Raw genomic sequence first — 14,881 nt, 5'->3', positions numbered from 1 at the left:
AGGCTTTTTTAGTGCTCCGACTCTATTTTAGGGTCTGTGCAGTTCCTACCGGACGCTCGCAGGAGCTCAAAACTTGCTGCGCGCATTTTGACCACGCTACGAGGTCCTTAAAAAGTAGTAGAATATTAATCAATTTTCAACCCTCTCCAGGTCCTCGTAGCGTCCGACGAAGGAGGTCCTGCGAGCGTCCGGCTGAACCACAATCCCGCAGATTAATCAGACGCTCGCAGGAGCTCAAAACTTGCTGCGCGCGTTTTGACCACGCTACGAGGTCCTCAACAAGTGGTGACAATCTAATCAACTACCAAATCTCCAGGTCCTCGTAGCGTCCGACGAAGGAGGTCCTGCGAGCGTCCGGCTGAACCACAATCCCGCAGATTAACCGGACGCTCGCAGGAGTTCAAAACTTGCTGCGCGCGTTTTGACCACGCTACGAGGTCCTCTACAGGTGGTGATAATCTAATCAACTTCCAAACTATCCAGGTCCTCGTAGCGTCCGACGTAGGAGGTCCTGCGAGCGTCCGGCTGAACCGAAATCCCCACAGATTATTCCCCCACCACGAACCACAATCATTTAAGTCACCCAATTTCTCTTAAAATCCATTTAAACCACCGTTAACGAACCCGCAAACCGGGTGCGGGGGCTGGTTTCGTTAAAGATTTCGCCGCTTCTTTACGACGTATTCAACCCGTTAACCCGCGTACTTGACTTGGCCTTCACACTCCCCCGGTACGCACTACACCCTTGAGACATGACCCGTATTTTTATCTTCCTTATTTGTATCATCGGCTTCCTCAACCTCAATGCGCAGGACGCCATCTCGTCGGAAAAGAACGCTGATTACCTGACGCAACGTTTTACCAGTATCCAGACTAACCTCCGGGCCATGGAGGTTATTCACGAACGCCGGATTGGCGAATCATCTTACACCATGCAAGTAGTGGGTGGCATTTCCGCTAACCCGATTGCCGCCTTCACGCCACTACGCTGGTTCAACGGTACGAACCGTACCGCTTACCTCTACGGGGGTGCTGAGGGCCGTTATTACTATAACCTGGCCAAGCGCGCCGCTAAGGGCAAGATCACTTCCAACAACAGTGGCGGCTTTCTGGGCTTGCGCGTCCTGCGCCGCACCGGTTATACCCTTTTCCTGGACGCTGACGAGGGGGACGACCGGAACTTCAGCGCCCGCACTTACGTCACCCCTCGCTGGGGTATGCGGGAGCAACTTTCGGACCACCTTGACCTTGAAATTACGGCGGGTATCGACGTCAGCGTTGACCGGGCGAGCAACGCCAATGGTTACACGGTGGATACCGGTACCAACATCACTTGGCGGATCGGATATCGGTTCTAGTAGCCGGGGGCGTGGCTTACCTTTGGGCTACTCCTCAATCCCTTACGCTTTCCCGCATGAGAACCCTTTTGCTCGCCCTGGCGCTCGCTGCCTTTCTTCCCCTGACTGCACAACTGGACTGGGTGGTGAACCACCCCGGCACCATCACGTACACGCTCGATCTGGAGAACGTCCAGCAACACGAGTTAAAGATCACCGTGGATTTCCCGGCCGTCTCGCCCGGCGTATTCACACTGCGGATGCCACAGGCCAGCCCGGGCCGCTACGCTCAGCACAATTTCGCCAAGAACGTTTACGACCTGAAGGCTTACGGCGCTGACGGGCGGGAGATCGCCGTCCACCCCGGCGACATTGCCGAATGGCAGGTGGCGGGGCACGGTGGGGCCGTCCGGCTTACCTACACCCTTTTCGCGAATGGTGGTGACGGTACGTATTCCGGAGTGGATGACCGTAAGCTGCACCTCAACATGCCGGCCACGTTCATTTACGGGGAGGAACTCAACGACCGGCCGGTCTTACTGAAGATTAAGGAGGGTCAGCGGCCGGATTGGTCCATGGCCAGCCAGTTGGTCCCGGTTACTGGCCCATCGGTTGGCACCCGCGCCAGCGCCGCACCAAACTACTATTATTTCTACGACTCCCCTACCCTGGTGGGGACCATCATGCGCGATGCCTTTACCGTAACCAACCCGGACGGAAAAACCCAGCAAATCGAAGTCGCCATGATGCACGAGGGCACGCGGGAGGAGTTCGATGACTACGTAGCCTGGACGGAAGCGACCGTACTGGAGCAACAAAAGATCTTCGGGGAGTTGCCCGAATTTGACTACGGCCGCTACACCTTCCTCTGTGCCTACAACCCCTGGATTGGCGGCGACGGCATGGAGCACCGCAACTCCACCATCTGCTCCGCCCCCCTTAGCCTGGCGGATGCCGCCGAACGCCTAATCGGGACGGTAAGCCACGAGTTTTTCCACTGCTGGAACGTGGAACGCATTCGCCCGGCGAGTTTGGAACCCTTCCATTTCGACCACGCCAACCGGAGTGGGGAACTGTGGTTTGCCGAAGGGTTCACCAGTTATTTTGATGACCTGACGCTCGTCCGCGCCGGCATCCTCACCGCCGAAGATTACGCGGAGGGCATGACGCGGCAACTCAATTACGTCCTGAACAGCCCCGGCCGGAACCATCGCGGCCCAATCGCGATGAGCCAGCAGGCCCCCTTCGTGGATGCGGCCACGGCGAACGACCCGGATAATTTCGGTAACACCTTCGTCAGCTACTACTCCTACGGCTCCACCATCGGTTTAGCGTTGGACCTCGAACTCCGCCGCCGCGGCAAACGCCTCGACGACCTGATGGAACTTATGTGGACGCGGTACGGCAAGCCGGAGATTCCTTACCACATTCGCGATATCCAATTGGCACTGGGCGCTGTCGCAGGTGACCAGGAATGGGCAAGCAGCTGGTTCGAACGCCACATCTACAATTCCGAATTGCCCGACCTAGCGGTTGGTTTCGCCGACTACGGATTCACCCTCCGCCAAGCTGAACCGGACTCAGTCGGCTTCTACGGTCTCCGCCTCCGCGAACGGGACGGTACGTTGACGGTCGCCCGCCCCCTCCCGGAAAACTCCCCCCTCTACGCCGCCGGCCTGGACCGCGGTGACGAGATCATTGCCCTTAACGGCACCAGCATCGCTTCGATGGAAGATTGGGAAGCTGCCGTTGACCAGTTGAAGATTGGCCAAGCCTACACCCTCAAGTTTGAGCATTTGGGTCAGGAAAAAGAAGGATCCTTTACTGCCGTCGCCAGCCCGGAATTGATCCTGGAGGTTGACGAAAAGGTGAAGAAAAAAGTGGCCAGGCAGCGCGCCGCGTGGTTGGGTGCGCAATAGACTATCTTTTCTTTCCACTGCAACTCGATGCATGGGTTAAATGACTTTTAGCGCATTGGGGTGCGTGCCCCTTACTTTTACCCATAAAGCTTAAAAGCAGTCACCCATGGCCACCTTCTACCAAAAGATCAGCGCAGAACTCACCGATTTCATCCACCGGCAGCACATCTTCTTCGTGGCTACCGCACCGCAGGAAGGTCGCGTCAACCTCAGCCCGAAAGGAATGGACTCCCTCCGGGTGATTGACGAGCAGCGAATCATCTGGCTGAACCTGACCGGAAGTGGCAATGAGACGGCCGCTCACGTCCTCGAAAACGGGCGGATGACGCTGATGTGGTGCGCCATGGAAGGAAAGCCCTTAATCCTACGGGCCTACGGAACGGCAAAGGCTATTCATCCCGGAGAGCCAGGTTTTGAAGAGTTGGCGGACCAACTCCTCCAACACCCCGGCGCCCGGCAGATTTTTGATCTTCAAATAGAGGGCGTCCAGACGAGCTGCGGCTACGCGGTTCCCTTTATGGATTTCCGGGAGGAACGGACCCGCCTCGTAGAAGGAGCGGCGAAACAGGGGCCGGCGGGGATTCGTAAGTACCAACAGGCGAAGAACCGGGTGAGTATTGATGGGTTGCCGACTGGGTTACCGAAGTAGGTTTTGGTGCTTTAGCTTCGCTGCTACTTCGTGGTGGTGCTTTGGATTCCCAACCGCCCCAAGTAATTTGGATCATTCTGTTCCTTTAATGGGTATTACTCTTCCCCTAGCAAATCAGGTCGGCGGTCGCGAGTGCGTTGCTCGGCCTGGGCTTCGCGCCATTCTTCGATCTTGGGGAAGTTGCCGCCGAGGAGGATATCCGGTACGCGTTGGCCGCGCCATTCGGCTGGTCGGGTATAGACGGGGGGAGCGAGCATATCGTCCTGGAAGGAATCGGTCAAAGCACTGGTTTCATCGTTGAGCACACCGGGAAGGAGGCGACCGATAGAATCTACCAGGACGGCCGCGGCCAGCTCTCCACCCGACAGGACATAATCGCCAATGCTAATTTCTAACGTCACGTAGGTGTCCCGAATACGCTGATCAATGCCCTTGTAGTGGCCGCAGATCAGGAGTAAGTTCTTACCCAAACTGAGTTGATTGGCCCGGGTTTGCTTGTACTGTTCCCCGTCGGGGGTGAGGTAGATGATCTCGTCGTATTCACGGGTCGCCTTCAGCGCATCGATGGCGGCGGCTAGGGGTTCACAGCGCATGACCATGCCGGCGCCTCCCCCAAACTGATAGTCATCCGTACTCCGGTGCTTGCCGAGGCCATACTCCCGCAAGTCGTGAATCGCCACCGTTAGCAGTTCCTTGTCCTTCGCCCGTTGCATGATGCTGTGAGAAAGTGGAGACTGCAGCAGCTCGGGAAGGACGGTGATGATATCAAAGTGCACGGCGTAAATTTTAAAGAGGATGCCTATCTATTGAGAAGTAGAAACGCTTAAACTTGGTAGCTGATCAACTCCTCACTCCCGCCTTATACCGTATCCAGGCATTATAAAGCAACCGAAACGGCATGACGGCAGCCGTCATGATGGCCCAAACGCCAAAGAGCCGGTACTCGGCGTGCATGTAATTGTCTATGATCGTCCGGGTCTCCCAGGGGAGGTGTTTGACGAGGACGTCCGGCCCGTTTTCGTCGAAGTGGATGATGAAGTAATTAAACCACTGCCCCATCCAAAAAATGAGGGGAATCAAAGCCAGCGTAATGGCCGCCTGCAAGTAAAGCTTATCCCGGAGCCAGCTGATGTCCAGCAAGAAAAGGTAACGCGTCAGCGTAATGGCAACCACTACGTATACGAAGTTGGGCAGAAAAAAGGGGAACTCTGGCACCTTCGTGTACAGGGGCAGCAGGATCAGCGCCGCCAATACGATGGTGAATCCCCACCAAAGGGCTTCAAAAGTGAAGTGAGAACCACGCGTCGTCGCCGCCATATTAGTGGATTAAACCACAAACATACGGCAGCCCCGCCGAGCCTCGTACGAATGGTAAGGGAATAGAACCGATCGGGGGCCAGTGGCGTTCCAGCCCCACAACCATCACCATGTACCAGTGCGAAAAACCCAGTGATTTACTCGAGCAGCTACGGGCCATGCCCATGTTCGAACACCTTGAGGATTCCTCCCTCGAGTGGCTCATCGAGCACAGCAAATTCGTCTGTTTTGATAAGGATGAAATCGTCTTTGAAAACGACGCCCCCGTAGAGTACATGGACATCATGCTAAAGGGAAGCTACCTCATCCGCCGGATCCAGGATGGCCGCAACAAAGAAATGGGTGTCTGGGAGGCCCCCTACGTAATGGGCATCCTCCCTTTCAGCCGCATGAAGAAGACCTCCGCCGAAGGCCTCGCCCTGGAAAACGTTCAACTACTCCGCATTCATAAGGATCAGTTCGTGGAAATGGTCAACGTCAGTTACGACCTCGTCCAGAGCTTCGTGGGTATTATGACCGACCGGGTACGCGACTTCCAGAACATGCGGCTGATGGACGAAAAACTACTGGCCCTCGGTAAGATGAGCGCCGGGCTCGCCCACGAACTGAACAACCCCGCCTCCGCCATCGTCCGCTCCAGTCAGGAACTACACCGTCACCTGGGCCAGACCCCGGAGCGCTTTAAGAGCCTGATGACGATGAACGCTACCCCGGAATCCGTGGACGTCGTCAACGAAGTGCTCTTCGATCGGATCCGCAATTGCTCCGACACCTCCGACCTCAGCTTACTGGAACGTGAAGACCGCAATGACGAGCTGGAAGACTGGTTCGAAGACCACGGCATCGACGATGCGGACGAAGTGATCGACACCTTTATCGACTGGGATTTTAAAACGGAACATCTGGACCGCATCGTGGAGGCCATCCCCGAAGACGCCATCCGTTCCGTCATCTGGTGGATTGAAACCAACCTCACCACCGAAGGCCTCGTAGGTGAAATCCAAACCGCCAGCTCCCGCATTGCAGAATTGATCGCTTCGATCAAGACCTACAGCCACATGGACAATGACGCCAGTATGGAGTTCAAGGATATCCACGAGGGTATCAAGTCCACCGTAACGATGCTCAAGTTTAAATTCAAGCAGGGCAACGTCAAACTGAAAAAAGAGCTGGGTAAAGATCTCCCCAACATCAAAGTCCTGGAAGGCGAGTTGAACCAGGTCTGGACCAACCTGATATCCAATGCACTCGACGCCGTTGCCAAGGATGGCTCCGGAAAGATCGGCATCCGCACCTACCGCCGCAGAGATAACCTCTGCGTGGACGTCACCGACAACGGACCGGGCGTACCGGAGGACATCCAAAGCCGGATCTTTGAGCCCTTCTTCACCACCAAGGGGATTGGGGAAGGCACTGGTATGGGCCTCGATATCGTCCGCAGCGTCCTCAAGCGCCACGGAGGTTCCGTTTCGTTGGAGAGTAAGCCCGGTTCGACCTGCTTTCGGGTATGTTTCCCTTTGTAGTTTTAGGTATTCGTTTCAGCACAGTCCATTTCTTACCGTTACCTCCCTTTAATCCAACCCATGGCTGACCAGCAAAAACCCATCATCATTTCCGTGGACGACGACCCCCAGGTCCTCCGCTCCCTCAAACGGGACCTGCGGAGTCACTACAAGGCGGACTACCGGATCATCTCCACTACGAGTGCCAGCGAAGCGCTCGAAGCAATTGAGGAACTCAAGAAAAAGAACGAAACCGTAGCCCTTTACCTTTCCGACCAACGGATGCCGGAGATGTTGGGCGTGGACTTCCTGGAAAAGGCTAAGGTCTTCTTCCCAAAAGCCAAACGGGCGCTCCTAACCGCCTACTCCGACACCCAGGCCGCCATCAAGGCCATTAACGACGTCCAGCTGGATTACTACCTCCTCAAGCCGTGGGACCCGCCGGAAGAGAAGCTCTACCCCGTGCTCGATGAATTGCTCGAGGACTGGAAGCTAACCTTTCGCCCTTCCTTTCAGGGGATTCAGGTGGTGGGCTATCAGTATTCGCCGAAGTCCCACAACATCAAGGACTGGCTGGCCGCCAACCTGAAACCTTACCAGTGGGTAGAGGCCTCCAGCGACAAAGGCAAGGAACTACTAGAGTTACACAACTGCGATCACAAGAACCTACCCATCGTCATCCTTGAAGACGGGTCCTCCCTATCTGACCCTAAGCTTCCCGACCTCGCCGAGAAACTGGGCATGAGCGCAACGGCCAGCGAAGACCTGTACGACGTAGTGATCGTCGGAGGTGGCCCTTCCGGGATGGCGGCGGCCGTCTACGGCGGTTCCGAGGGCCTCAAGACCCTGTTGATCGAAGCCCGCGCACCCGGTGGCCAGGCTGGCTCGAGTAGTCGGATTGAGAATTACCTCGGCTTCCCCAGCGGGCTATCTGGGTCCGAACTTACCCGGCGGGCGATGGCCCAAACCTTACGCTTTGGGGTGGAGATCGTCAGTCCTCGTTCGGTCGAAGATATTCGGGTGCAGGATACCTACAAGATCCTGACATTGGACGACGGCTCGGAAATTAAAACCCGTTCCGTCATCCTTACCACCGGGGTGCAGTACCGGAAACTCCCCGCCACGGGCGCGGATAAGTTCAGCGGCGCCGGCGTCTACTACGGAGCCGCCATGACAGAGGCCAAAGCCTGCCAAAACAAAAAAGTCTACGTCGTAGGTGGTGGCAATTCTGCCGGGCAGGGGGCTGTCTATCTCTCCAAGTTTGCCGACGAGGTCCACATCCTCATCCGTAAACCGAATCTCACCTCCAGCATGTCCAGCTACCTGATCGATCAGATCGACGCCACGCCGAACATTACCGTGCACGGCTTTCGGGAAATCCAGGAAGTGCGCGGCCAGGACGATCACATCGAGGAACTGCTCATCCAGAACTTAGAGAAGGAGGAAACCTTTACCGCTGAAGCTGATGCCCTTTTCATCTTCATCGGCGCCCGTCCGCGTACCGATTGGATCGAGCGCGGCAGCATCCTGACCGACGAGCGGGGCTTCGTCGTTACGGGGCGGGACATCACCAGCTCCGCCAAAAACAGCAAGGCCTGGACGCACGACCGGCCACCCTACCTGCTCGAAACTTGCCAGCCCGGCATTTTCGCGGCGGGAGACGTTCGCTCCGGGGCCATGAACCGCGTTGCCTCGGCCGTGGGGGAAGGGGCGATGGCGATCAAGTTTGTCCACCAATACCTGGCAGAGGTTTAGCGCTTTAGCGTCGTCGTAACTGTTACCGCTTCGTGGAGTGTCCGGTGCACTGGGCAGCGATCGGCGATTTCTAGTAAGCGTTGCAATTGTTCCTCAGTAAGGTCCCCGCGCAGCACGATGGTCCGTTCGAATAGATCAACCTTGCCGGCTTTTTCCTCCACTTCCTGCAAGTCCGTCGGGTAATCCTTGCGGTGATCGATGTGCACTTCCACCTCTTCCACCGGCCACTTTTTGCGGCGGGCGTACATTTGAATGGTCATGGCCGTACAGGCGCCTAGACCTGCGGATACCAATTCGTAGGGCCCCGGCCCGTAATCGTTACCTCCGATTTTCTCCGGCTCATCGGCAATTAACTGGTGTTGGCGGACCATCACTTCCGTCGTAAACCCTTCGTCTCCGAGGCGGACGGCTACTTGTTTCTTAGAGCGCAGGGGCGCTGCCGCAGGTGCAATGATATAGCGGGCGGACCACCCTGCAATGACGTTACCCGCGTAATGCGCATCGGCTTCCTCGGATAGTAAATGGTCGGCCCCATCCAGAGAAACGAAAGACTTCGGATGATGAGCGGCTTGGTACAACTTGGCAGCCTCTTCGATGGGAACCGTCCGGTCCTGCGGGGAGTGCAAAAAGAGAAGGGCGGCATCCAATTCCTTGATCTTTTCCTCAACGCGGTGGGCCTCCAGGTCTTCCAAGAATTGTTTGGCAATTCGGAATGGCCGCCCTCCAATATCGACGGTGGCGGACCCCTCCGTAACGATGGTCGCCAATTCTTCCTTGAAGTGGTCACTTACGTGGGCGGGAGTAAAGGGAGCCCCGATCGTGGCGACGGCTTTCACCGAGTTCAAACGGTGGGCTGCGCACAGCACGGCCGCCCCACCCAAGCTGTGTCCTACCAGTAATGCGGGAGACAAATAGTGTTCGCCCAACCACTCCGCTGCGGCGAGTAGGTCCGAAATGTTCGTCGTAAAGTTGGTATCTACGAAAGCGCCCTCACTACTCCCTAAACCAGTGAAATCAAACCGCAGTACGCCGAAACCCGCCTGGTTAAGCGCCCGGCTGATGTTACGTACCGCCGCCAACGAGCTTGAGCAAGTGAAGCAGTGAGCGAAGACCGCCCAGGCGAAGGGTTCCCGATTGACGGGCTGCTCGATGCGGGCGGAGAGCTCCTGGCCGCGGCCATTTGGAAACGTGATACGGGAACTTTTCAAAACAATTTGTGGTTAAATTAAAACATTTTGTTTGATCTGACCGACCTAACCCTTAGTTTTGGTAAAATTCACGCGACCATGAAAAACCAACAAACCCAGTACGAAGAACCTAAAGCAACGCCACCAGTAGTGGACCCAAGCAGCGATAAACCACCGGAACGGGAACGGATCCGCGATCTGTTGGTCGTATTCGTCTTCTACCCAATCAGCCCGACTAAGCGGATTGAGGAGGTAGCCGAACGCCGGCCCTGGCTTGAGTTCCTGGCCCTGCTACTAAAAGCAGCCCTGGCCGCCTACGCCATTTACGAAGGCGCGGGGGGTGATTGGGCGAGCTAGAACACTTGCCCTTTCGGTAAGCTAGCGATTATTAAGCGCTTCCAGGTAACCAAGCACGTAAGTGAGGGGGGCATTCCAATTCAGGCAGATCTCGTTGCTTGCGTAACTTCCTTCCTGATCGGTCCAGCTCTGCATGGGGGCGGCGCGGGCGGGGTAAGTGGCCCAGGCAGCATCCTGCTGTTTGGGGTTCGGGCCGCCCGAAAGAAAGCCGGGGAAAGGCTCAGCGACGTCATCCGCAATACTGGGCCGGTGGTGGATGAACATTGGCGTCCGGTCACCGAAGCCCGTTACGTAACTGTAACCGACTGCGTTGTGGCCAAGAACATAGTCTACGGATGCTTGGATCATATCCCGGTATTCGGGTTTAGGGTCCAGGCGATTGGCAGTGGCCACCAGCATGGCTGCGTTGAGGACGTCTGAATTACTCCCCCAGTTAAAGACGGATATTGGTTGATGAAAGGGTAGCCGTTCAGCTTCGGCAACGAGGCTATCCGCCGTGGTAAGAATGTCTGCCTTCGCCCGGTCGTAGACTTCAGCGGGCACCCCGTCAGGAAAGCGCGTAAGGGTAAAGAGCGCCATCTGCCCCATGAAGGTCTTCCAGCCGCCGCCCGCTCGGAACGGGTCGCCGGGGTAATCAGCCATAAATGCGTCGAGGTACTTTTCCTCCCCCGTCGTGATGTACAATTCGGCTGCTGCGAAAGCCCGTTCACTACTCCAGTCCGTATCCCCGTACTGGCCGGTGGTGACGTCTTCCGGGTTAGTAAAACCCATCTCCGGGTTTTCGACGGCCCAGGTATAAGCTCTTATTGATGCCTTTAGGAGTGTAGCCGCGTACTTATCGTCTACATCCGTCCATACGCGACTTGCCTGGGCGGCGGCTGCGGCAAAATTGAGGGTGGCTTCGGTGGATTTCCCGATGATGTACCGCTGCTCCGTCGTTTCCTCCGGCATGATCATCTTATCGAAGTTCAGAGTCGTCAACTTGTGGAACATCCCGCCGTCGCGGTCCTGCATGGTCAGGAGCCAATCCAATTCGTAGCGGAGTTCATCGAGGTAGTCCTCTACCCCGTTGGTGCGTTCGGGAACTTGCAGATCACCTTCCCGGATCTGCAGGCCGGCGTCCTCCCGCAGGGTAAGGTATTGCGCCAGGGGGAAGGAGGCGTTGAGGACGTACTTGCCGTAGTCCCCCGCATCGTACCAGCCGCCGGGGCTGGAGGTGTAGCCCGTCCGGCCCGATGAAGGGTGGAACTTTACCCGGGTATCCGGATGACCAGCCTTGCGGGCGTAGGGGCCAGCGAATTCTTCGGGAAGGTCAATACTCATCCGTTGTAGGTAATTGGAATGCATGGAACCCAACAAGGCTTTCCGGTAGACACCTTCCCGCACGTCGAACTCGTGGGAGTAGCCCACTCCCGGCACGTAGATTCGGTAGCTTCCCTCGGCCGGAGCGGGGGTTTCTACGTACCAGGCCTTCACCCCACCTAGTTCGGACCAATCCATTAGTTCACCCACCTGACCATCCGCAATGATAACCTTGCCCTCTTCCGCGGTAACGTACCAGGCGGCGGGTTCTTCCGCTACGGGGGCGGGTTGGCCATCCGGCAGCGTATCCGTCGTGCCCTCCCATGCGATGATGCTGAAGCGAAGCGTTGAGTTAGGGTAGATCCCCATCTGATTTAGCCGAATACGGTCGCTGGCCATTTCCTCTTCTCCCATTCCCGGTGGTAAGATGTCTTCCGTGGAGGCGCACTGGAACAGACTGGCAAGGAGCAAACAGAGTACGAATAGCCTTGAGATCATTGATGAGCAACTTTAAGCTACAATGTAGCAATTGCCAGGTGCTCTCCAGGGAAAGAACTAGCGGACTAGCCAGACAACTAGCTCAAATCATGATTTTCGGACAAGCCCAGTGAAACGATAGCCCACCAACGAAAAATGCACCTCCCGCAGAAAGCGAAAGGTGCATTTTTGAATCGAAGATCAGATAGTAGCTATCCGGTACTCCTTAGTAGCTCCAAAGATCCTGCTCGTAGTTGAAGATCTCCTGCTTGATGCGCTCGGCTTCGAGGAGGCGCTCACGGCCGGAAGTGAGGTAGTTATCGATCCGGCGATCGAGTACGTTACTTTCCTTAATGATGTAGCTGTTGAAGTAGCGGGCTTCGAATACGTCCTCCCAGCTACGGTTAGCGGCGTCGTTTCCGAAAGCGTAAGCTTCTTCGTTGGCCAACATCTGGCGGGCACCGGGGTAGTAGACCCAGAACATGGGCAGTTCGTAAAGTAAGTTACCCATCTCGTCAAACTGATTCTTCAGTGGGGCGATACCGAGGATGCGTACCTGCATGGTGCTGCTCTCCTTATCGAAGAACCAAATCTCCTGGATACGGTAGCGGCGGATGTCTTCGGGATTCAACTCACGAGCGATGGGCTCGTAGGTGATGTTGAAGTCCTCATCAATTACTTCGACGGTATCGATACCACCGGCGAGTGCGGCGCGGTCAGCGTCTTTCAGGGGCACTTTGAAAGCGTCACTGATGGGGTCGTACAGTTGGATTTTGTTGCTATCGGCGGCTTCCAATAGTACGGTGATCAGCGGGCGCTCCGGGTTAGCGAAGGGCATATTGATCTTTTCCCGCACGTCCAGCACGCGGAAGATCCGCTTGGACCACATGAGGTCAGCTTCCCGTACGTGTTCGTAGGCCAAGATCTTGCGTTCGTTGACCATAGTGCGCTCAACGATGTCGTTGACGGGCGTCAGGAACTGATCGTTGGCGGGGTCAGTGGGGTCGCCCTGGCCGGGGAGGGAAATACTGTTGGGGTTGCTACCGGTAGGCCCTGGGACCTGTGCGGAAAGCGTTGCGGAGACACAGAGTGCCAACGTAAGTGCCAATTGAAAAACTGCCTTCATGGAGGGGTTGATTGGAAGAAAAAGAGCTGATTCGATAGATCAAACGCCACAGCACCAACGCGTAGTGTGAGCACCGCGGTAAATTAACGAGCCTCCGCCCCGAATCATCGGTGGGCGAAGGCTCGCAAATATCCGCTTTATTAGGTCAGCAGCCAAACTGGCCACAACACCTTAACGGTTTACTGTAGCTGGAACGCGATAGAACCCAGTGCGCGGGGGCCCTGATCACCGGGGCAACGCGCCTTAATGTTGTTGGCGTAGAAGCTGTCACCCGGACGAGCACGAGCGATGAGCTGCTTGGACTTTTGGTTGAAGGTCTGGCCAGCGTTATTACTGATCAGTGGATCATCCCGCTTGGGGACGTACACCAACTCATAGCCGGCGATTTCACAGCGCGCATCAAAGTCAAAGCTTTCGAGTTTAGCGAAAATACCTTTCTGACCTTTGAATTGCGTAATTGGAATCTTACCACCCTTAGAGTTACCTACTACGGGAACCGGGTTGGGAATGCGCTTCACGCGGAAGGGGAAGGTGCCGAGATTCTGCCCTTTGGCAGAGACAGTTACCGTTGCCTCTCCCTGGCTAGTACCAGTGATAATAAACTTGCTACCACTACCAGATTTTTTCTGAGCTGCTCCGGATACATTTACGCGAACATCACCGGAGGGTACACCTGCGGCAGACACGGTAAGCGGGTTTTCGACGCCCATGTAGAATACGTTCATCTTGTCGGCGGATACGGCGACGGAGCGCTGACCCACTTCGTAAGTGAACTTGCCTTCACCACGTGTCACTTCACCCGTGAGTGGGTTCGTTACGGCAACGGCGGTGCTGATTGACTTTTGGCCTGATCCAGTTCCAGTAATGGAGTAGTCAGCAGTACCGTCAGCGTTCAAGCGAAGTGCCTGACCGTTTACCGTAAGGCGAACGTTACTTGGATCCAGACTTGAAGAGTAAGAACCTACGGATACCTTGGCGTTGATCTTCTCACCACTAATAACGTAGCTACGGTCCGCAGAGAATACCGGGAAGAACTTGTCAATTTCAATCGTACGGCCACCCGCGAGGCTAACCATATCGTTAATCATGTTGGCTTCGGTTGACTTCAGGTCAGACTGAATCTGAGACAGCAGCGGAAGCACCGCAGCAACGGGCATGTGGCCAAACTTGTAGTCGGCCCAGCTCTCCTTTTTATCGGCAGCATTTCTCCACTCCTCGTCATCAACCGCCAATGGCATATTGTTCTTGACGTTGTTGATACGGGTCTGGATTTCAGCTTCCTGCAGACCGAATGTTTCACCGTGCTCGGTGAGCAAGGCGGAGTAGGCAGCAATTAGTTCGTCGGCTGTGCGCTGGATCTCATTTTTCAGGTCTTCGCCCTTACCGGGTTCACCACCTGCTCCATCTTCGCCGTAGACGAGGACACGGGTAGGGACATCCTTGTTCTTCTTGCCCTTGATGACTCCGTTTTCGTAGTCTTTGTAATCGCCTTCGTCAAGCTCATTATTGTTATTGCCAGAAAGGTCAATCAACTCGTTACTAAGGTCAGTAACGTAACTAGATAGTTGATCAGAGATGGCACGAACGTTAGCAATGGCCGGCTGGATGGGGCGGAATTTTGCTTTAGAGTCGTCCTTCAACAATCCGTCGAGACCTTCAACGGTGCCTTTCAGCTGCTCATTGACGGTAGCGATGGAATTTTTATTTCCTTCATCCAGGGTGTGAAAAGCATTCATCACCTCGGCGGAAACGTTCAGGGCCAGCAGCGCCATCAGTACCAGGTACATGATGTTGATCATTAGCTGCCGGGGTTCCTTTGGAATTGACATATAATATATATTAAGGCTCTGGGCGAAGAAGTCGCACTTCCCACACCCGGAGTATAGTTTGTAATTGGAGAGTTGTTGAACCCCATTTCTAAATCATCGTACGCGGAGCAAGATGATTGTTTAG

Annotated in this window: 12 protein-coding genes; 6 read left to right on the top strand and 6 right to left on the bottom strand. The window is 55.7% G+C overall.

Annotated features, from left to right (window positions below; translation table 11 throughout):
- Nucleotides 1–752 precede the first annotated feature (752 nt).
- The 3 genes from A3850_RS08775 (at nucleotide 753) to A3850_RS08765 (ending at nucleotide 3,905) form a co-directional block, all read left to right on the top strand.
- The gene (locus A3850_RS08775; protein ID WP_068215688.1) at nucleotides 753–1,358 is read left to right on the top strand and encodes a hypothetical protein; all 606 of its coding nucleotides are present in this window, start codon (nucleotides 753–755) and stop codon (nucleotides 1,356–1,358) included.
- A gap of 56 nt (nucleotides 1,359–1,414) precedes the next feature.
- Complete coding sequence (locus A3850_RS08770) at nucleotides 1,415–3,256, top strand: M61 family metallopeptidase (protein ID WP_068215686.1); 1,842 nt, start codon at nucleotides 1,415–1,417, stop codon at nucleotides 3,254–3,256.
- Nucleotides 3,257–3,362: 106 nt separating this feature from the next.
- Complete coding sequence (locus tag A3850_RS08765) at nucleotides 3,363–3,905, top strand: pyridoxamine 5'-phosphate oxidase family protein (RefSeq protein WP_068215684.1); 543 nt, start codon at nucleotides 3,363–3,365, stop codon at nucleotides 3,903–3,905.
- Between the two features lie 95 nt (nucleotides 3,906–4,000).
- Here A3850_RS08765 and trmD read toward each other — a convergent pair whose 3' ends face one another.
- Nucleotides 4,001–4,681, bottom strand: coding sequence for a tRNA (guanosine(37)-N1)-methyltransferase TrmD (trmD, locus tag A3850_RS08760; RefSeq protein ID WP_068215681.1), 681 nt, complete (start codon nucleotides 4,679–4,681; stop codon nucleotides 4,001–4,003).
- Between the two features lie 64 nt (nucleotides 4,682–4,745).
- Nucleotides 4,746–5,222: a hypothetical protein gene (locus A3850_RS08755; protein ID WP_068215679.1), complete on the bottom strand. Its 477-nt coding sequence runs from the start codon at nucleotides 5,220–5,222 to the stop codon at nucleotides 4,746–4,748.
- 110 nt (nucleotides 5,223–5,332) lie between these two features.
- Between A3850_RS08755 and A3850_RS08750 the strand changes: the two genes are divergently transcribed.
- A complete protein-coding gene (locus A3850_RS08750) occupies nucleotides 5,333–6,745 on the top strand; it encodes an ATP-binding protein (protein WP_068215677.1) in 1,413 nt (470 codons plus the stop codon).
- 60 nt (nucleotides 6,746–6,805) lie between these two features.
- Nucleotides 6,806–8,479 (top strand): FAD-dependent oxidoreductase, encoded by a 1,674-nt coding sequence (locus A3850_RS08745; protein WP_068215675.1) that lies wholly within the window; start codon nucleotides 6,806–6,808, stop codon nucleotides 8,477–8,479.
- Here A3850_RS08745 and A3850_RS08740 read toward each other — a convergent pair.
- Nucleotides 8,476–9,687: an alpha/beta fold hydrolase gene (locus A3850_RS08740; protein ID WP_068215673.1), complete on the bottom strand. Its 1,212-nt coding sequence runs from the start codon at nucleotides 9,685–9,687 to the stop codon at nucleotides 8,476–8,478. The two genes, A3850_RS08745 and A3850_RS08740, sit on opposite strands and share 4 nt — an antisense overlap.
- Nucleotides 9,688–9,765: 78 nt before the next feature.
- Between A3850_RS08740 and A3850_RS08735 the strand changes: the two genes are divergently transcribed.
- The gene (locus A3850_RS08735) at nucleotides 9,766–10,023 is read left to right on the top strand and encodes a hypothetical protein (protein WP_157500999.1); all 258 of its coding nucleotides are present in this window, start codon (nucleotides 9,766–9,768) and stop codon (nucleotides 10,021–10,023) included.
- Between the two features lie 21 nt (nucleotides 10,024–10,044).
- On the opposite strand, the gene A3850_RS08730 is transcribed toward A3850_RS08735, so the two are convergent.
- The 3 genes from A3850_RS08730 to A3850_RS08720 form a co-directional block, all read right to left on the bottom strand.
- Nucleotides 10,045–11,823 (bottom strand): glycoside hydrolase family 9 protein, encoded by a 1,779-nt coding sequence (locus A3850_RS08730; protein WP_082921712.1) that lies wholly within the window; start codon nucleotides 11,821–11,823, stop codon nucleotides 10,045–10,047.
- A gap of 205 nt (nucleotides 11,824–12,028) precedes the next feature.
- A complete protein-coding gene (gene gldN, locus A3850_RS08725) occupies nucleotides 12,029–12,928 on the bottom strand; it encodes a gliding motility protein GldN (RefSeq protein WP_068215669.1) in 900 nt (299 codons plus the stop codon).
- Nucleotides 12,929–13,107: 179 nt separating this feature from the next.
- Entirely contained in the window at nucleotides 13,108–14,757 is a 1,650-nt protein-coding gene (locus A3850_RS08720; protein ID WP_068215667.1) for a GldM family protein, read from the bottom strand.
- Between the last annotated feature and the right edge of the window lie 124 nt (nucleotides 14,758–14,881).

This window comes from Lewinella sp. 4G2 (assembly GCF_001625015.1).
GTDB lineage: Bacteria > Bacteroidota > Bacteroidia > Chitinophagales > Saprospiraceae > Neolewinella.
Note: the sequence above shows the minus strand (reverse complement) of the source record. Positions and strands in the feature narration are given on the sequence as shown.